Below are 16,255 nucleotides of genomic sequence, written 5' to 3' on the forward strand. Positions count from 1 at the left end.
CGTCACCTGCCGGGGCTCGTGGAGGACTGTTCTGCCGGGGTACGCGCCTGCGCCGAGGTGCCCGGCGCCCCCGGGGTGGGCACAGGGCCGGATCCGGCGGGGGCCGTCGCCGGCGGGGGTACGGGAAGCGGCTCGGGGACCGCCGACTTCGGCGCCGCGGTGACCGGCGCGGCACTGGCGGTGGAGGGGACACCGCTGACCTTGCCGTCCGGCCCGAGGAAGGCGGGGCTGCCGCCGGGGACCATGCCCAGCTCCCGTGCGCGCCGCGCCAGGGCGTCGGGTTCGGAGGCGCTGTCGACGTCGCGCTGGAGGGCCTGCTGATCGTCGGTGAGCTCCGTGGTCCGCTTCTTCAGCTCGCTCAGCCGGAACGATCCTTCGTTGAGCGCGGAGTTCAGCAGCAGCAGGGAGATCAGGCCGCCGCCCAGGAGCAGGACGACCAGGAGGACGAAGGGGGTCCGGGCGGCGTTGCTCGGCCCGGCCGGCATCAGCCGGCTGAGCCGCGCGGCGCGTCCCTTCAGCCCGCCGGCCGCATCACTCACCGCGCTGCTCCGTCCCCGGGCCGCGTCCGCGAGGTCTCCGGGCGCCGGCTGCTCATCGCTCCTCCTCGCGGATCCGCTGGGCTCCGCGCAGCCGGGCGGGGGCGGCTCGCCGGTTCTCGGCGACCTCCTCCTCGGTCGGCAGTTCGGCGCCGCGCGTCAGCAGCTTGAGCCGCGGCTGGTAGCGCTCGGGGACGACCGGCAGGCCGGGCGGCGCGGTGTTGGCGGCGCCCGCCGCGAACACCTGCTTGACCAGGCGGTCCTCCAGCGAGTGGTACGAGAGGACGGCGATGCGCCCGCCGACGGCGAGGCTCGCCACCGCCGCCGGGATCGCCCGCTCCAGCACGGTGAGTTCGCCGTTCACCTCGATGCGCAGCGCCTGGAAGGTGCGCTTGGCCGGGTTGCCGCCGGTGCGCTTGGCGGCCTGCGGCAGCGAGTCACGGATCAGCTCGACGAGCCGGGCGCTGTTGGTGAAGGGTTCCTTCTCCCGTTCGCGCACGACGGCGGAGACGATCCGCTTGGCCTGCTTCTCCTCGCCGTACGCGCGCAGGATCCTGACCAGCTCTCCCGGCGGGTAGGTGTTGAGCACCTCGGCCGCGCCGATGCCGGTCGTCTGGTCCATGCGCATGTCGAGCGGGGCGTCCTGGGCGTACGCGAATCCGCGGTCGGCCTCGTCCAGCTGCATGGAGGAGACGCCCAGGTCGAACAGGATGCCCTGGACCTTGGGGACGCCCAGCCGGGCGAGCACCTCGGGCAGTTCGTCGTAGACGGCGTGCACCAGCGTGGCACGGTCGCCGTACGGGGCGAGCCGCTCGCCGGAGAGCCGCAGCGCCTCCTTGTCCCGGTCGAGCGCGATCAGCCGCGCGGCGGGGAAGGCGGAGAGCAGGGCCTCGCTGTGCCCGCCGAGGCCCAGGGTGCAGTCGACGACCACGGGCGGCTGCGGGCCGGAGGCGTCCAGAGCCGGGGCCAACAGGTCCAGGCACCGCTGGAGCATCACCGGGACGTGTCGGGTCTGGCTCATGCGCCCTCTCAGGCTCAGGTCCCGGGGCGCTGCACGTACGGCCTGGTCCCCGCCCGCTCGCGAAGGGGAGGTCCGCCGGCGCCGGGGAAGGGGCGTCAGCCGACCGGCGAGCGGGAGAGGGCCGGGCCGTACGTACGCCGCGCACACGGGGAAAACGTCGGAATGTGCAGGGTGTCGGTAACTTCCCGTCACTTTAGTCCACCCTGCCATTCGATCGATTCCCGATCAATCAACCCGACAGCGCGTCGGCCCTCGCGTTGTTCACTCGGCCGGGTGACCGACTGTGAGGCTTGTGGGTTACCTCACAACAAGCGCCGTTGACGTTCTTTGTCCGCTTCGACACCACACCGGTTCGGCCCGCGAGAGCTAACGTCTTGTTCCATGTCGACTTTCGCGCACTCCCCTGCCGAGCCCTCCGCTCCCACCGCCGGCCAGGCCCGCACCGGCGGCACCGTCACCGACCGCCTGGTCGAGGCGAACATCGCGTACGCCTCCGAGTTCAGCGATCCCGGGATGGACGCGAAGCCCGTGCTGCGCGTCGCCGTCGTCGCCTGCATGGACGCCCGCCTCGACCTTCACAAGGCGCTCGGTCTGGCGCTCGGCGACTGCCACACCATCCGCAACGCGGGCGGCGTGGTCACCGACGACGTGATCCGCTCCCTGTCGATCAGCCAGCGGGCGCTGGGCACGCGCAGCGTGGTGCTGATCCACCACACCAACTGCGGCATGGAGTCGATCACCGAGGAGTTCCGCCGGGAACTGGAGATGGAGGTCGGCCAGCGGCCGGCCTGGGCGGTGGAGGCCTACAGCGACGCGGACCAGGACGTGCGGCAGTCGATGCAGCGGGTCCGCACCTCCCCGTTCCTGCTGCACACCGACGACGTGCGCGGTTTCGTCTTCGACGTGACCACGGGTCTGCTGCGCGAGATCCTCCCGGCTGTCTGACCCGCCTGGTCCTTCCTGGCCTTTCCTCACGCGAGGGCACGCCGGACGGACACATTCCGGCAGGAAGAATCCTCCTCAACCCGGCATATCGACCCCGGTTATCCACAGGCGAGTGACACGAAGCGGTAACGGCAACAAGAATGCGGGTGTGACACCCCGCCGGACCCCGTCCGGCGCGGTGTCCGTATTTCGGGGTGGGCCGGGCCGCACAAGGGCGCCGGCCCGTGACTGGGGATTCCTGTGCTCCTGAGGAGCGTGGGGCAGGGCCGAGGAGGGCCGGGTGACGACCTATGACGATCGAGCGAGCCTCACAGATCTGACCACCACAGCGGAGCGCGTACGCAGGTCGGTGGAAGGTGTGATCGAGGGCAAGCCCGAGGTCGTACGCCTTTCGCTGACCGTGCTGCTCGCGGAGGGCCATCTCCTGATCGAGGACGTCCCCGGAGTCGGCAAGACCATGCTGGCCAAGGCGCTGGCACGGTCCATCGACTGTTCGGTGCGACGCATCCAGTTCACACCGGACCTGCTGCCCTCGGACATCACCGGCGTGTCCATCTTCGATCAGCAGCGCCGCGAGTTCGAGTTCAAACCGGGCGCGATCTTCGCCCAGATCGTCATCGGCGACGAGATCAACCGGGCCTCGCCCAAGACGCAGTCCGCGCTCCTGGAGTCGATGGAGGAGCGCCAGGTCACCATCGACGGGCACAGTTACGAGCTGCCCGACCCCTTCATGGTCGTGGCCACCCAGAACCCGGTGGAGATGGAGGGCACGTATCCGCTGCCCGAGGCCCAGCGCGACCGGTTCATGGCCAGGGTCTCGATCGGCTATCCCAGCGCGGAGGCCGAGCTGCAGATGCTCGACGTGCACGGCGGTGTCTCCCCGCTCGACGACCTCCAGCCGGTGGCGCACGCCCACGACATCGTCAAGCTGATCGACGCGGTGCGCGCGGTCCATGTCGCCGAGGCCGTCCGGAGGTACGCGGTGCAGCTCGTCGGGGCCACCCGCAACCACCCCGATCTCCGGCTCGGCGCCTCGCCGCGTGCGACGCTGCACCTGTTGCGCGCCGCCAAGGCCTCCGCCGCGCTGAGCGGCCGGGACTACTGCCTGCCGGACGATGTGCAGGCCCTCGCCGTCGCCGTGCTCGCTCACCGGCTGCTGCCCACCGCGCAGGCGCAGCTCAACCGCCGCACCGCCGAACAGGTGGTGCTGGAGATCCTCTCGCAGACCCCCGTGCCGACGGCGTCGGGCGGCGCCGCCGTCCCGGCGCCCCAGCACCAGCCGGGCGCTGTGTACGGCGGCCGGCAGCAGCCCGGCACACGGCGGCTCTGATGGCCGCCGGGGGGCCGCCCGCCATGGACGACCGGGACGACAAGGGCGGTCTGCGGGCCGCCCTGGGCGGCCTGACCACGCGCGGACGGTCCTTCCTGGCGGCCGGTGTGGCCGCCGCGGTCTGCGCCTATGTGCTGGGCCAGGGGGACCTGCTGCGGGTCGGCCTGCTGCTCGCCGTGCTGCCGCTGGTCTGTGTGACGGTCCTCTTCCGGACCCGCTACCGGGTCGCCGGGACCCGGCGGCTCTCGCCGTCCCGGGTGCCCGCGGGCACCGAGGCGCGGGTCCACCTGCGGATGGACAACGTCTCGCGGCTGCCGACCGGCCTGCTCATGCTCCAGGACCGGGTGCCGTACGTGCTGGGGCCGAGGCCCCGGTTCGTCCTGGACCGGGTGGAGGCGGGCGGCCGGCGCGAGGTGTCCTACCGTGTGCGGTCGGACCTGCGCGGTCGCTATCCGCTCGGTCCCCTTCAGCTGCGGCTGAGCGATCCCTTCGGGATGTGCGAACTGACGCGTTCGTTCAGCGCGTACGACACGCTCGTCGTCATCCCGCGGACCGAACCGCTGCCCCCCGTCCGGCTGGCCGGCGAGGCCACCGGTTACGGCGAGGGCCGGCAGCGGTCGCTCGCACTGGCGGGTGAGGACGACGTCATCCCGCGCGGTTACCGGCACGGCGACGATCTGCGCCGTGTCCACTGGCGCTCGACCGCGCGCTACGGCGAACTGATGGTGCGCCGCGAGGAGCAGCCGCAGCGCGCCAGGTGCACGGTGCTGCTGGACACCCGCCGGACCGGCTACCAGGGCACGGGGCCCGACTCGGCGTTCGAGTGGGCCGTGTCCGGCGCCGCGTCCGCGCTGGTGCACATGCTGGAGCGGGGCTTCGCGGTCCGGCTGCTGACCGACGACGGCACGTCGGTGCCGGGCGAGGGCGGTTTCGCCGGCTCCACCCAGGACTCGGCGGAGTCGGCCGGGCTGATGATGGACACCCTCGCCGTGGTCGACCACTCGGACGGCGGCACTCTCGCCCGCGCGTACGACGTGCTCCGCGGCGGCAACGAGGGCCTGCTGATCGCCTTCCTCGGCGAGCTGGACGACGAGCAGGCCGCGGTGGCGGCCCGGATGCGGCAGCGCAGCGGCGGGGCGGTCGCCTTCGTCCTGGACAGCGCCGCCTGGGTGCACGGCCAGGCGCCCGCCTCCGACGCGGCCTGCGAGCGGCGGCTCCAGCTGCTGCGCGAGGCGGGGTGGACCGCGGTGCCGGTCCGGCCCGGCACGGATCTGGCCCGGCTGTGGCAGCAGGCGAGCCATCAGGGTTCGCTGACGCAGTCCGCCGCGGTGGGCGGCACAACAGGCGGGACGACGGGATTCTCCGGTGGTTGGTCATGAGGGGACGGTCATGAGCGGTCGTGGTCGGCTGGCGCTGTGCGCCTATGCGGCGACGCTGATGGCGGCTTGTTCGATGCTGCCGCTGGTCGACCCCTTCACCTGGATCCTGCAGGCCTCGTTCCTGCTGGCCTTGCAGTGCGGTGTGGGCGCGCTCGGCCGGCGGGTGCCGCTGCCCCGGCTGGTGACCGTCGCCACGCAGGCGTTGGTCCTGGTGGTGCTGCTGACCGCGACGTTCGCCCGGGAGCAGGCGCTGGCGGGTTTCCTGCCGGGGCCGCAGTCGGTGCGGCGGCTCGCGGACCTGCTGACGGCGGGCGCGGACGATGTGGGGCAGTACGCGATCCCGGCTCCGGACACGGACGGCATCCGGCTGATGCTGGTGGGCGGGGTCCTGCTGATAGGGCTCGCGGTGGACGCGCTGGCGGTCACGTTCCGCAGCGCCGCGCCGGCCGGGCTGCCCCTGCTGGCCCTCTACTCCGTCGCGGCCGGTCTCTCCGACGGCGGCGCCGACTGGCTGTGGTTCCTGCTGGCCGCCTGTGGCTATCTGCTCCTCCTGCTGGCCGAGGGGCGTGACCGGCTCTCCCAGTGGGGGCGCGTCTTCGCCGGGGCCGCGGGGCCCCGGGGCGGTCCGTCCTCCGGCATCGGCGCCCCGGGCGGCGGGGCGCTCGCCCCGGTGCGCACCGGACGGCGCATCGGCGCGCTGGCCCTGGGGGTCGCACTGGTCGTGCCCGCGGCTCTGCCCGCGCTCGACAGCGGACTGCTGGCCGGTACGGGGGGCGGCAACGGCAAGGGGTCCGGTGGCGGCACCATCTCCGCCGTGAACCCGCTGGTCTCGCTCCAGAACAACCTCAACCAGCCGGAGAACCGGGAGGTGATGTCGTACCGCACCAACGCCACCGGTGCGCAGGACCTCTACCTCCGCATTCTGGCCCTGGACCAGTTCAACGGGAACGAGTGGCGTGCCTCGACCCGCCGGCTGGAGGACGTACCGAAGCGGCTCCCGAACCCGCCCGGTCTGTCGCCGGACGTCGCCGTGACGGAGATCAGTACGAACATCTCCGCGTCCGCCTCGTACCGGCAGACCTACCTGCCGCTCCCCTACCCGGCGACCGAGGTGAGGGTCGACGGGCGCTGGCGGTTCGAGCCCGAGGGCCGCACCCTCGTCGGGGACGACGGGGAGACCACCGGCGGTGCGCAGTACGGGGTCTCCAGCCTGGTCGTGCAGCCGACGGCCGCCCAGCTGGCGCGCGCGGGCACGGCTCCGGCGGCGCTGCTCCGCGAGTACACCCAGGTGCCCGGCTCGCTGCCCAAGGTGGTCAGGGAGACGGCCGAAGGAGTGACACGGGGCTCGTCGAACGCATACGAGCGGGCGGTCAAACTGCAGAACTACTTCGCTGCCGAGGGCGGCTTCACGTATGACACCTCGGTGAGCTCGGGAACCGGCAGCGCGGCGATCGGCCGGTTCCTGACGAACAGGCGGGGCTTCTGCGTCCACTTCTCCTTCACGATGGCCGCGATGGCCCGGACGCTGGGCATCCCGGCCCGGGTCGCCGTGGGCTTCACACCCGGCACGGCACAGTCGGACGGTTCGGTGTCGGTCGGTCTGCGCGATGCGCATGCCTGGCCGGAGCTGTACTTCGAGGGCGTGGGCTGGACCCGCTTCGAGCCCACCCCGACGCGTGGTTCCGCGCCCTCGTACACCCTGCCCGACGCGCCTTCCGGCGACTCCGCCGATCCCGCGCAGCCGGAGGCCGCGGCCTCCGCAGCGGTGCCGGTGGCGCCGTCCGCGTCGGACAGCTGCCCGGCGCAGATGCGCCGGCAGGGCGAGTGCGGCAGCTCGGCGCTTCCGGATGCCGCGGCCTCCGCGGACACGGGGACGCCGGCGGGCACCGTGCTCGGAGTCGTCCTGGTGGCCGTGCTCGTCCTGCTGCTCCCGCTGCTGCCCATGTTCTGGCGCATGCGGGTACGCTCCCGGCGGCTGGGCTCCTCCACCGGCCGCACCTCCGCGGACGCGACCGCGCGCACGCTGGCTGCCTGGCAGGAGATCATCGACACCGCGTGGGACCACGGCATCGAGCCGGACGAGTCGCTGACCCCGAGGAAAGCGGCGGCCCGGGTGGTGCGGGTGGGAGAGCTGGATACGGAGGCGGCCGAGGCGGTGCACCGGGTGGCGGGCGCGGTGGAGCAGGTGCTCTACGCGCCGGAGCCGAGGCCGGTGTCCGGGCTCGTGGACGACGCTCAGACGGTACGGGCGGCCCTCCGGGCCTCCGCCGACCGGTTCGCCCGGTTCCGCGCGGTGGTGGCGCCGCGATCGGCCGTACAGGTGGTGTGGGCGGCATCGGAGCGCCGGGCGGCTCTGACCGGCCGGTGGCGGACACCGCAGCGACCGGCGTGGCTGCGCCGCCCGTCCCGCCAGCAGGGCTGACGGGACGCCCTGCACGGCGGGGCTGACGGGCAACCCTGGGCGGGCCTTCCCCCGGAGCGGAGGGAAGGCCCGCCCGGGGGTAACCGCGGGCCCGCCCGGCAATCGGGCCTGCGCGCAGAAGAGGCTTTCCCTGGGCGGACGGTCCTGCGCGCAGGAGAGGCTCCCCGTGCGCAACGGGCTCTCCCGGGGCGGGGCAAGGCGGGCCGGGGAATGCCGGCCCCTGGGCGGAGCGTCGCCGGGCCAGGACACGCGTGAGGGGCGGCCGCAGAAATGCGACCGCCCCTCACCCAAAAGTGTTTCGAGCGCTACTGGCCCTGCTCATCACGGCGGCGCTGCCACCGCTGTTCGATCCGGTTCATCACGGACCGGCGCTGTTTGGGCTGTCGCCGCGGCTCCGCACTACCGGCGCGGACCGCCTGCTGCTCGCCCGGTTTCGGCGCCTTGCGCCAACCCGTCACCGCGAGCACCGCACAGCCCAGCATGACGAGGAACCCCACCACGCCGATCCAGATCTGCTGGGCGACCATTCCGGCCATGAGGAGCGCGATTCCCACCAGGAAGCCAGCAACTGCCTGGTAGACCCGTCGCCGGGTATATGTACGCAGCCCACTTCCCTCGAGCGCTGTCGCGAACTTGGGATCTTCGGCGTACAGCGCTCGCTCCATTTGCTCGAGCATTCGCTGCTCGTGCTCCGAGAGCGGCACGGAGTCCTCCTCGTCGTCGGCCGCGGGGGGCGGCCGGTTTGCGGCCCTTCCAGGATAGGCAGGGAATCGCCCCCGTGAAACCCGCCCTCATTGCCAATCAGCCAGTCCGGGCCGCCACGACGGCTCAGCTGCTGAGGCGTTGATTCCCCAACCTCCGATCCGTCATGCCGGATGGTGTCCCCCGATCATACGGGGCCGAGGCCCCGATCGGGGCTGCTGGGGCGTACTCCGTCTGCAGCTGCGTTGCTGATCAGCCACGCTGCCGTCGCGATCCGGCCGGTGGCTCAGGGCCGCCTGGTGCCCAGAACGTGCAACTGGGTCGCCACCGAGTGGAACGCGGGCAGCTCGGCTGCAGCCGCCTCCAGCTTGAGCAGGGCCTCCATCGCGCCGGGTTCGGTGTCCACGAGGACGCCGGGCACCAGGTCGGCGAAGACGCGTACACCGTGGACCGCGCCCACCTCGACGTCCGCGCCCTCGACGAGCCCGGTGAGCTGCTCCGCCGTGTACCGCCGGGGCACCGGGTCGCCCTCTCCCCAGCGGCCGGCCGGGTCGCCGAGCACGTGGCGGGCCTCGGTGAAGTGGCCGGCGAGCGCCCGGGCCAGGACGGCGCCGCCGAGCCCGGCGGCGAGCAGGCTGAGCGCACCGGCCGGGCGGAGCGCGTCCACCGCGTGCCGCACGCCATCGGCGGGATCGTCCACGTACTCCAGGACTCCGTGGCAGAGCACCGCGTCGTAGCCACCGCGTTCGACCACGTCGAACAGGCCCAGGATGTCGCCCTGGACCCCGTTGACCCGGTCGGCCACCCCGGCCTCGGCGGCACGGCGCTCCAGGGCGAACAGGGCGTTGGGGCTGGGGTCGACCACGGTGACCCGGTGACCCAGGCGGGCGACGGGCACGGCGAAGTTGCCCGTACCGCCGCCGGTGTCCAGTACGTCCAGGGCGTCCCTGCCGGTCGCCTTGACCTGGCGGTCGAGAGCATCCTTGAGGACCTCCCAGACCACGGCGGTACGGAGGGAGGCGCGGGGGCGCAGCTGGTCCGACACGGCAGTTGACTCCTCGGCACGGTGCCGCCTCTGCGGGCGGAGCGTGAACGGCGCAGGTGATAGGTCCCGACCACCCTATTGCCTCGCGCCGCCGTCGCCCTCATCCCGCATCGGGCCGTTCCGCGCGGGGTAGCGGGAGGACCGGCTGAAGGACCAGGAGCCGCTCCACCAGGCGAAGGAACATCGCCGCGTCGCGCAGCAGGTCGTCCGCGTCGCGCCGGCCCGCCGCGCCGGGTATGCCCGCCTCCGCCCGGGCCCGGCGGCGGGCGCCGGAGGCGAACAGCGCGCTCCACTCGGTGAGCTCGGGGGCGATTTCCGGCAGGACCTCCCAGGCGCTGCGGATCCGCTCGCGGCGCCGCCGGGAGGTCTCGGGGCGCCCGCGGACGGCGAGCACCGCGGCCGCGGTGCGCAGCGCGGCGAGATGGGCGGTGGCATAGCGCTCGTTCGGCACATCGAGAACAGCCGCCTCTTCCAGGCCGGCGCGGGCCTGGGCGAGGAGATCGAGAGCGGCCGGCGGCGCCGTGGTGCGCCGGAGTACGGGGTGGACGTCGTGCGCCGGACCGGTCGGTGAGGGGGCAGGGCCGTCTGCGCGGCGTCGCGGGGCGGCTGCTGCGGACGAGTGGGCCATGACAGAACCTCCTGTCTCGTAACGGCTTCGTGGCCGTCTGTATCCATCGTGACGGCCCCCACTGACAATTCCCCTCGATCCCCCTCTGACCAGGCCTTTTGCTTCGACCGCCCGTTCGGGCTATCTTTTTGCACTGACCAGTCAGTACAGAAGCAGGAAGGGGAGGTCTGTGGACAGCGTGGACAGTCCGGCCGGCCCGCACGGAGCAGCCGTCACGGCCGACGGCCTCGGCCTCAAGGGGCCGCGCGGCTGGGCGTTCCGGGGCGTGACGTTCAACGCCGCACCCGGGTCCCTGATCGCGATCGAGGGCCCGTCCGGCTCGGGCCGCACCTGCCTGCTGCTCGCCCTCACCGGCCGGATGCGCCCCACCGAAGGTGATGCCGCGACCGCCGGCCGGCGCCTCCCGCGCCGGGCCGCCGCCGTACGCCGCATCGCGGCCCTGGGCCCGGTGCCCGGGGTCAGCGAGCTCGACCCGGCGTTCACGGTCGCCGAGCACCTGCGCGAACGCGCCCTGCTGCAGCGCCGCTTCGACGGCTCGCCGCGCGCCCTGCTGCGGCCGCACCGCGAGCGCGTCGCCACGGCCAGGGCCCGGATCGACACCGCCCTGGAGGCGGCCGGGCTCGACCCCGCCACCCTGCCCAAGGGCGAGCGGACCTCCGTACGGGATCTGGAGCGGCTGGAGGCGCTGCGGCTCTCCGTCGCCCTCGCGATGATCGGCCGGCCACGGCTGCTCGCGGTGGACGACGCCGACCTCAAGCTCTCCGACGCCGAACGCGCCGATGCCTGGGAGCTGCTGCGTGTGCTCGCCGCCGACGGCACGACCGTACTGGCCGTGTGCAGCGAGGCCCCCGAGGACGCCGTCACCGTGCGCACCGGGGAGACGATCCCCGGCGGCACGGACATCACAGGCCGCGACGACGCCGTGGAGCCCGCGGCCCCCGAACACGAGGAAGGGACGGCCGATGCGTTCGCCGAGACTGGCCGCGCTTGAGCTCCGGCGCTTCGGCAGGGGAAGGCTGCCGCGCGCCGCGCTCGCCGCGCTCCTGCTGCTGCCCCTGCTCTACGGCGCCCTGTACCTGTGGTCCTTCTGGGACCCCTACGGACGCCTGGACCGCATCCCGGTCGCGCTGGTCAACGACGACCAGGGCGCCACCGCGGCCGGCAAGCGCATCGCGGCCGGGGACGAGATCACCGGCAAGCTCCTCGACTCCAAGGTCTTCGAGTGGCACGAGGTGAGTGCCGCCGAGGCCGGCCAGGGCGTCGAGGACGGTACGTACTACCTCTCGCTGACCATGCCCGCGGACTTCAGCAGGCGCATCGCGTCCAGCGCCGGTGACGCCCCCGAGACGAGCGCGCTCCAGGTGCGCACCAACGACGCGAACAACTACATCGTCGGCCAGATCTCCCGCACGGTGTTCTCCGAGGTCCGCACCGCCGCGTCGGCCAACGCCTCCCGGGGCTTCCTCGACCGGATCTTCATCAACTTCTCCGATCTCCACGACGCGACGGCCAAGGCGGCCAAGGGCGCCGCCGACCTCCAGGGCGGGATCGGCAAGGCGAAGAAGGGCTCGAAGGACCTCGCGGACGGCCTGAAGGACGCGAAGGCCGGCAGCAGCAGCCTCGCCACCGGCATCGTCAAGCTGGACAAGGGCGCGGGCGACCTGGAGACCGGCTCGCGCCAGGTCGCGGACGGCACCCAGCTCCTCGCCGACAAGGTCAACGGGGTGGCCGCCGACGTCCGCCCGTTCCTGAAGGACAACGGCAAGGCGATCGGCGACACAGCCCGGCTCGTCGCCGACTCCTCGCGGACCGTCCGGGACAACCTGGACCTGCTGGTGAAGGCGGCGCCCACCGCCGCCACGGCCGCCCACACAGCCTCCGACGACCTCACCGCGATCCACCGCACCCGGTGCGAGGAGCAGCCGCTCCCCGATCCCGGCGTCTGCGCGCCGCTGAAGCGGGCCGTGACGGCGGCGGCCGACGTCGCCGCCGTGGCCGACGACGTGAACGTCCTGGTCAGAAACCAGAACGGGGACCTCAAGAAGCTCCGGAGCCAACTGGCCACGCTGCAGAAGCAGGCTGACGCCCTCGCCGCGCGCTCGCCCCATCTGGACGAGGACCTGGAGAGCGCCGTCAAGAAGGTCAACGCGCTCAACACCGGCGCCCACAAGGTCGCCAAGGGAGCGGACCGGCTGCACAGCGGCCTGGCCACGGCCAGGTCGGGCTCCGCCGAGCTGAACACCGGAGTCGGCGACCTCAAGAAGGGCGCGACGCGCCTGGACAGCGGCATGATCCGGCTCGGCGACGGATCGGCCACGCTCGCCAAGGGACTCGAGGACGGGACCGGCAAGATCCCGGACTACGACAAGAAGGACCGCGACGCCCGTACGGGTGTCATGGCCGACCCCGTACAGCTGGCCTCCCAGTCGCTGCACGCGGCCCCCAACTACGGCACCGGCTTCGCCCCCTACTTCATCCCGCTCTCCCTGTGGGTCGGCGCGATGGTCGCGTACATGCTGATCCAGCCGCTCAACCGGCGTGCCCTGGCCGCCGGGGCGCCGGCCTGGCGGATCGCCTTCGCGGGCTGGCTGCCGGTGGCCGCGATCGGTCTGCTCCAGGTGGCCGCGCTGATGTCCGTACTGCACTGGGGGCTCGGGCTGCAGATGGCCCGGGCCGCCGGGACCATCGGCTTCCTCGCCCTGGTCACCTGCTGTTTCGGCGCGATCGTGCAGTGGCTGAACGCCCGCTTCGGAGCGGCGGGCCGCATTCTCGTCCTCGCGGTGCTGATGCTCCAGCTGACCTCGGCCGGCGGCACGTATCCCGTACAGACGAGTCCGGGCTTCTTCAACGCGATCCATCCCTACCTGCCGATGAGCTACATCGTCGAGGGCCTGCGCCGGCTGATCACGGGCGGTGGACTCGGCCCGGTCTGGCAGGCCTGTGCGGTGCTGGTGGCCTTCACCGCCGGGGCGCTCGCGCTGACCGCGCTGTCCGCACGCCGCAAGCAGGTGTGGACCCTGGACCGGCTGCATCCGGAGCTGAGTCTGTGAGCGCTCCTGGACCTGTGAGAATCAGGGGCATGGAAAGCAGTAGCGCCACACGCCGTCAGGCCACCCGGCAGAAGCTCTACGAAGCGGCCGTGACCCTCATCGCCGAGAAGGGGTTCTCTGCGACCACGGTGGATGAGATCGCCGAGCGGGCCGGGGTCGCCAAGGGCACGGTGTACTACAACTTCAAGAGCAAGAGCGAGCTCTTCGAGGAACTGTTGCGCCACGGTGTCGGGCTCCTCACCTCCTCGCTCCGCTCGGCGGCGGAGGAGACCGACGCGCGCGGCGGCAGCCGGGTCGAGGCGCTGGACGCCATGATCCGGGCCGGTCTGGTCTTCATCGACCGCTACCCGGCCTTCACCCAGCTGTACGTGGCCGAGCTCTGGCGCACCAACCGCGCCTGGCAGGGCACCCTGCTGGTGGTGCGTCAGGAGGCCGTCGCCGTGGTCGAGGGCGTCCTCAAGGAGGGCGTCGCGGGCGGCGAGCTCAGCGAGGAGATCGACATCCCGCTGACGGCGGCGGCCCTGGTCGGCATGGTGCTGGTGGCGGCGCTGGACTGGCAGGCGTTCCAGCCGGAGCGGTCGATCGACGACGTGCACTCCGCGCTGTCCCTGCTGCTGCACGGACGGGTCAGCGGCCGCTGACCCCGGCCCGGGCCCCGTCGCACACATGAAAGCGCCGGTCCGACGGGGCTCGATCCCCCCGAGCCTCGCCTGACCGGCGCCTTCCGTGCTGCCGGAGAACCTTCCCCCGTGACCCCGTCGTCCCCCGTGGTCCCGAGTCCTCCGCCGCGCACCCCCGTTCGGAAAAGAGTGCCGCGCCTGCTCCGCCGCCCCGTGCCGGCGGTACCGGCGCAGCGCCCCTTCCGTGGTCCCCACTCTGCCGTTCCCGCAGGTCGCGGCCCATCCGTGCGCCTACTCATCTCACGCCCTGGGTACGGGTACTCAGACCTGGGCACCCGCTCCCTCCCGCACCGGTATGCCGCCTGGTTACGATCACCCCCGTGTCCGTACTCCCCCTGGTGTTCACAAGTGGCTGGGCAAGCGGGATCAACGCCTACGCGGTGGTCCTCCTCCTCGGCATCTTCGGCGCGACCGGTGTCACGGACGAGGTGCCCGCCTCGCTGCAGCGCACCGATGTCCTCGTCGTGGCCGGTGTGCTCTTCCTGTGCGAGGTCGTGGCGGACAAGATCCCGTACGTGGACTCGGTCTGGGACACGGCCCACACCGTCATCAGGCCGGTCGCCGGAGCGGTCGTAGCGGCGCTGCTGGCCGGCGAGAGCGGCTCGCTGCCCGAACTCGCCGCGGGGGCCATCGGCGGATCCACGGCACTGATGAGCCATCTGGTGAAGGCCGGCACCAGGATGGCGGTCAACACCTCCCCCGAACCCTTCAGCAACATCGCGGTGAGCATCGCCGAGGACCTGGGCGTCGCCGGAGTCGTCACCTTCGCCATATTCCATCCGTGGATCGCGGCGGGCATCGCCGCGACGCTGCTGCTGCTCGGCCTGGTGATACTGGTCTTCCTGGCCTCCCGGATCCGCCGGTTCCTGCGCCGCAGGGCACAGCGCCGCGAGGAGAAACGCCTGGCCGGCTCGGCTTCCTCATGGCCTGACGGGTGAGTTGTCCGCAACGCCGGTTAAGGTCGCTGGCATGGCACGTATTGCGGTGATCGGCGCCGGGTTGGGCGCGATGTCGGCGGCGGCCCGGCTGGCTGTGGCGGGCCACCGGGTGACGGTGTACGAACGGTCGGATACGTTCGGCGGCTCGGTAGGCCGCCATGCCCGGGGCGGCTTCGCCTTCGACACCGGCCCCGGCCTCCTCCATCTGCCCGCCGTCTACCGCGATCTGTTCGTGAAGACCGGCAAGGAACCGCTGGAGCGGTGCGTCACCCTCACCCAGGTCGACCCGGCGAGCCGTCACCTCTTCGCGGACGGCACCGACGTGTCCCTGCCGAACGCCTCGCGGGCCGGTGTCGTCGCGGCCCTGGACGCCGCGCTCGGCGGCGGCGCGGGCGCGAACTGGGGGGCGTTCCTCGACCGGGCCCGGGAGGCGTGGGACCGGTCCCGGCGGCCGCTGCTGGAGGAGCCCCTGCGCCCCGACTGGCAGGTCCTGACCCGCGATCCCTATCCGGCGTCCGTGCGGCGACGGCTGCTGCGCCCCGCTCGGCGGGCCGGCACGGTGAGCGAGATCGGCGCCTGGGAGCTGGCGGACCCCCGGCTGGCCGCCCTGCTGGACGGGTACGCGCTGTCGTACGGCCTCGATCCGCTGCGCGCCCCGGCGAGCACGGCCCTGTTGCCGTACATGGAGGAGACGTTCGGCAGCTGGTACGTCTCCGGTGGCATGCGAGCGCTGGCGCAGGCGGTGTACGAGCGGTGCCTGGCGCGGAAGGTGGAGTTCGTCTTCGGCGCGGACGTGGCCCGGGTCCTGGAGAAGGACGGCCGGGCTGCAGGCGTGGAGCTGGCGGACGGCACGGTCGCGGAGGCGGCTCACGTGGTGCTGGGGGCCCATCCGCATCCGGGCCTGATGCCCGCTCAGGAGCTCTGGCAGGACGGTGACGTGACGGTCCAGCCCCGGCCGGAGGGCTCCGCCCCGACGGGCCGGTTCCTGGTCCTGCTGTCGCTGCGCGGCGCCCGGCCCGCGGATGCCGCGCACCGGACGCTGGTGCATCCGGCGGACGGGCCGGCCGAGCGGGAGGCGGTGTTCGGCGGCCGGCTCGCCACGCACCCCACGGTGACGGTGCTGCGCCCCGACGACCCGTCGACCCGCCCCGACGATGCCCACGAGGCGGTGACGCTGACGGCGACCGTCGCCCCGCACGGCCCGGTGGACTGGACGGACGAGGCGCTGCGGGCGCGGTACGCGGACACCCTCATCGACACCACGGGCGTGGCCCTGCCGGGCCTGCGGGACCGGATACTGCACGCGGAGGTACGGACGCCCGCGGAGTCCGCCGCCGAGACCGGTGCGCCGGGCGGCGCGGTTCCCGCGCCCGCGCTGGCGGGCGCCGGGGGCGGCTGGCTCCACGCGGGCAATCGCACCCGGCTGCCGGGGCTGTATCTGGCGGGCGGCTGGTCGCATCCGGGCGGCGGTCCGGCGCACGCGGGAATGTCAGGGGCGCTGGTCGCCGGGCTGATCGTCGAGGGAGACGGGTTCCGCGGATCGCAGTGACAACCGCGGGCGGGACCGGGTCACCGGCGA

At 72.9% G+C, this 16,255-nt stretch carries 14 protein-coding genes; 9 read left to right on the forward strand and 5 right to left on the reverse strand.

The genetic code is table 11. The features are described from left to right. Nucleotides 1–2: 2 nt before the first annotated feature. Together ftsL and rsmH are read right to left on the reverse strand one after the other, a co-directional pair. Nucleotides 3–485 carry a cell division protein FtsL gene (ftsL, locus tag ABTX18_RS26060; RefSeq protein ID WP_352125212.1) on the reverse strand — a complete coding sequence of 161 codons (483 nt, stop codon included), beginning with the start codon at nucleotides 483–485 and terminating at the stop codon, nucleotides 3–5. Between the two features lie 106 nt (nucleotides 486–591). After that, nucleotides 592–1,557, reverse strand: a complete 966-nt coding sequence (rsmH, locus tag ABTX18_RS26065) for a 16S rRNA (cytosine(1402)-N(4))-methyltransferase RsmH (protein ID WP_352125158.1) — start codon at nucleotides 1,555–1,557, stop codon at nucleotides 592–594. A 381-nt stretch (nucleotides 1,558–1,938) separates the two neighbouring features. Here rsmH and ABTX18_RS26070 point away from each other — a divergent pair, with 381 nt between their 5' ends. The 4 genes from ABTX18_RS26070 to ABTX18_RS26085 all read left to right on the forward strand — a co-directional run bounded on the left by ABTX18_RS26070 (nucleotide 1,939) and on the right by ABTX18_RS26085 (nucleotide 7,633). Further along, entirely contained in the window at nucleotides 1,939–2,502 is a 564-nt protein-coding gene (locus tag ABTX18_RS26070; RefSeq protein ID WP_352125159.1) for a beta-class carbonic anhydrase, read from the forward strand. A 280-nt stretch (nucleotides 2,503–2,782) separates the two neighbouring features. Next, the gene (locus ABTX18_RS26075) at nucleotides 2,783–3,832 is read left to right on the forward strand and encodes an AAA family ATPase (RefSeq protein ID WP_352125160.1); all 1,050 of its coding nucleotides are present in this window, start codon (nucleotides 2,783–2,785) and stop codon (nucleotides 3,830–3,832) included. Then, nucleotides 3,832–5,211 (forward strand): DUF58 domain-containing protein, encoded by a 1,380-nt coding sequence (locus ABTX18_RS26080; protein WP_352125161.1) that lies wholly within the window; start codon nucleotides 3,832–3,834, stop codon nucleotides 5,209–5,211. Before ABTX18_RS26075 ends, ABTX18_RS26080 begins: the two co-directional genes overlap by 1 nt. A 10-nt stretch (nucleotides 5,212–5,221) precedes the next feature. Continuing rightward, nucleotides 5,222–7,633, forward strand: a complete 2,412-nt coding sequence (locus ABTX18_RS26085; protein ID WP_352125162.1) for a transglutaminase TgpA family protein — start codon at nucleotides 5,222–5,224, stop codon at nucleotides 7,631–7,633. Between the two features lie 305 nt (nucleotides 7,634–7,938). Here the strand turns inward: ABTX18_RS26085 and ABTX18_RS26090 are convergent, their stop codons facing one another. From ABTX18_RS26090 to ABTX18_RS26100, 3 genes are all read right to left on the reverse strand, one after another. Next, nucleotides 7,939–8,337 carry an SCO2097 family morphological protein gene (locus ABTX18_RS26090; protein WP_352125163.1) on the reverse strand — a complete coding sequence of 133 codons (399 nt, stop codon included), beginning with the start codon at nucleotides 8,335–8,337 and terminating at the stop codon, nucleotides 7,939–7,941. Between the two features lie 284 nt (nucleotides 8,338–8,621). Continuing rightward, nucleotides 8,622–9,380 carry a class I SAM-dependent methyltransferase gene (locus tag ABTX18_RS26095; protein ID WP_352125164.1) on the reverse strand — a complete coding sequence of 253 codons (759 nt, stop codon included), beginning with the start codon at nucleotides 9,378–9,380 and terminating at the stop codon, nucleotides 8,622–8,624. Between the two features lie 100 nt (nucleotides 9,381–9,480). Beyond that, complete coding sequence (locus ABTX18_RS26100) at nucleotides 9,481–10,008, reverse strand: SAV_6107 family HEPN domain-containing protein (protein WP_352125165.1); 528 nt, start codon at nucleotides 10,006–10,008, stop codon at nucleotides 9,481–9,483. A 169-nt stretch (nucleotides 10,009–10,177) separates the two neighbouring features. Here ABTX18_RS26100 and ABTX18_RS26105 point away from each other — a divergent pair, with 169 nt between their 5' ends. The 5 genes from ABTX18_RS26105 to ABTX18_RS26125 all read left to right on the forward strand — a co-directional run bounded on the left by ABTX18_RS26105 (nucleotide 10,178) and on the right by ABTX18_RS26125 (nucleotide 16,225). Beyond that, nucleotides 10,178–10,999 carry an ATP-binding cassette domain-containing protein gene (locus ABTX18_RS26105; RefSeq protein ID WP_503061208.1) on the forward strand — a complete coding sequence of 274 codons (822 nt, stop codon included), beginning with the start codon at nucleotides 10,178–10,180 and terminating at the stop codon, nucleotides 10,997–10,999. Then, complete coding sequence (locus tag ABTX18_RS26110; protein ID WP_352125166.1) at nucleotides 10,971–13,058, forward strand: YhgE/Pip family protein; 2,088 nt, start codon at nucleotides 10,971–10,973, stop codon at nucleotides 13,056–13,058. Before ABTX18_RS26105 ends, ABTX18_RS26110 begins: the two co-directional genes overlap by 29 nt. A gap of 29 nt (nucleotides 13,059–13,087) precedes the next feature. Then, nucleotides 13,088–13,699, forward strand: a complete 612-nt coding sequence (locus tag ABTX18_RS26115; RefSeq protein WP_352125167.1) for a TetR/AcrR family transcriptional regulator — start codon at nucleotides 13,088–13,090, stop codon at nucleotides 13,697–13,699. A 359-nt stretch (nucleotides 13,700–14,058) separates the two neighbouring features. After that, a complete protein-coding gene (locus ABTX18_RS26120; RefSeq protein ID WP_352125168.1) occupies nucleotides 14,059–14,676 on the forward strand; it encodes a DUF4126 domain-containing protein in 618 nt (205 codons plus the stop codon). A gap of 31 nt (nucleotides 14,677–14,707) precedes the next feature. Continuing rightward, on the forward strand, nucleotides 14,708–16,225 hold the full coding sequence (locus ABTX18_RS26125; protein WP_352125169.1) for a phytoene desaturase family protein: 1,518 nt from the start codon (nucleotides 14,708–14,710) through the stop codon (nucleotides 16,223–16,225). Nucleotides 16,226–16,255 lie beyond the last annotated feature (30 nt).

It is taken from the genome of Streptomyces sp. NPDC096323 (assembly GCF_040302845.1).
In the GTDB taxonomy this organism is placed as follows: Bacteria; Actinomycetota; Actinomycetes; order Streptomycetales; family Streptomycetaceae; genus Streptomyces.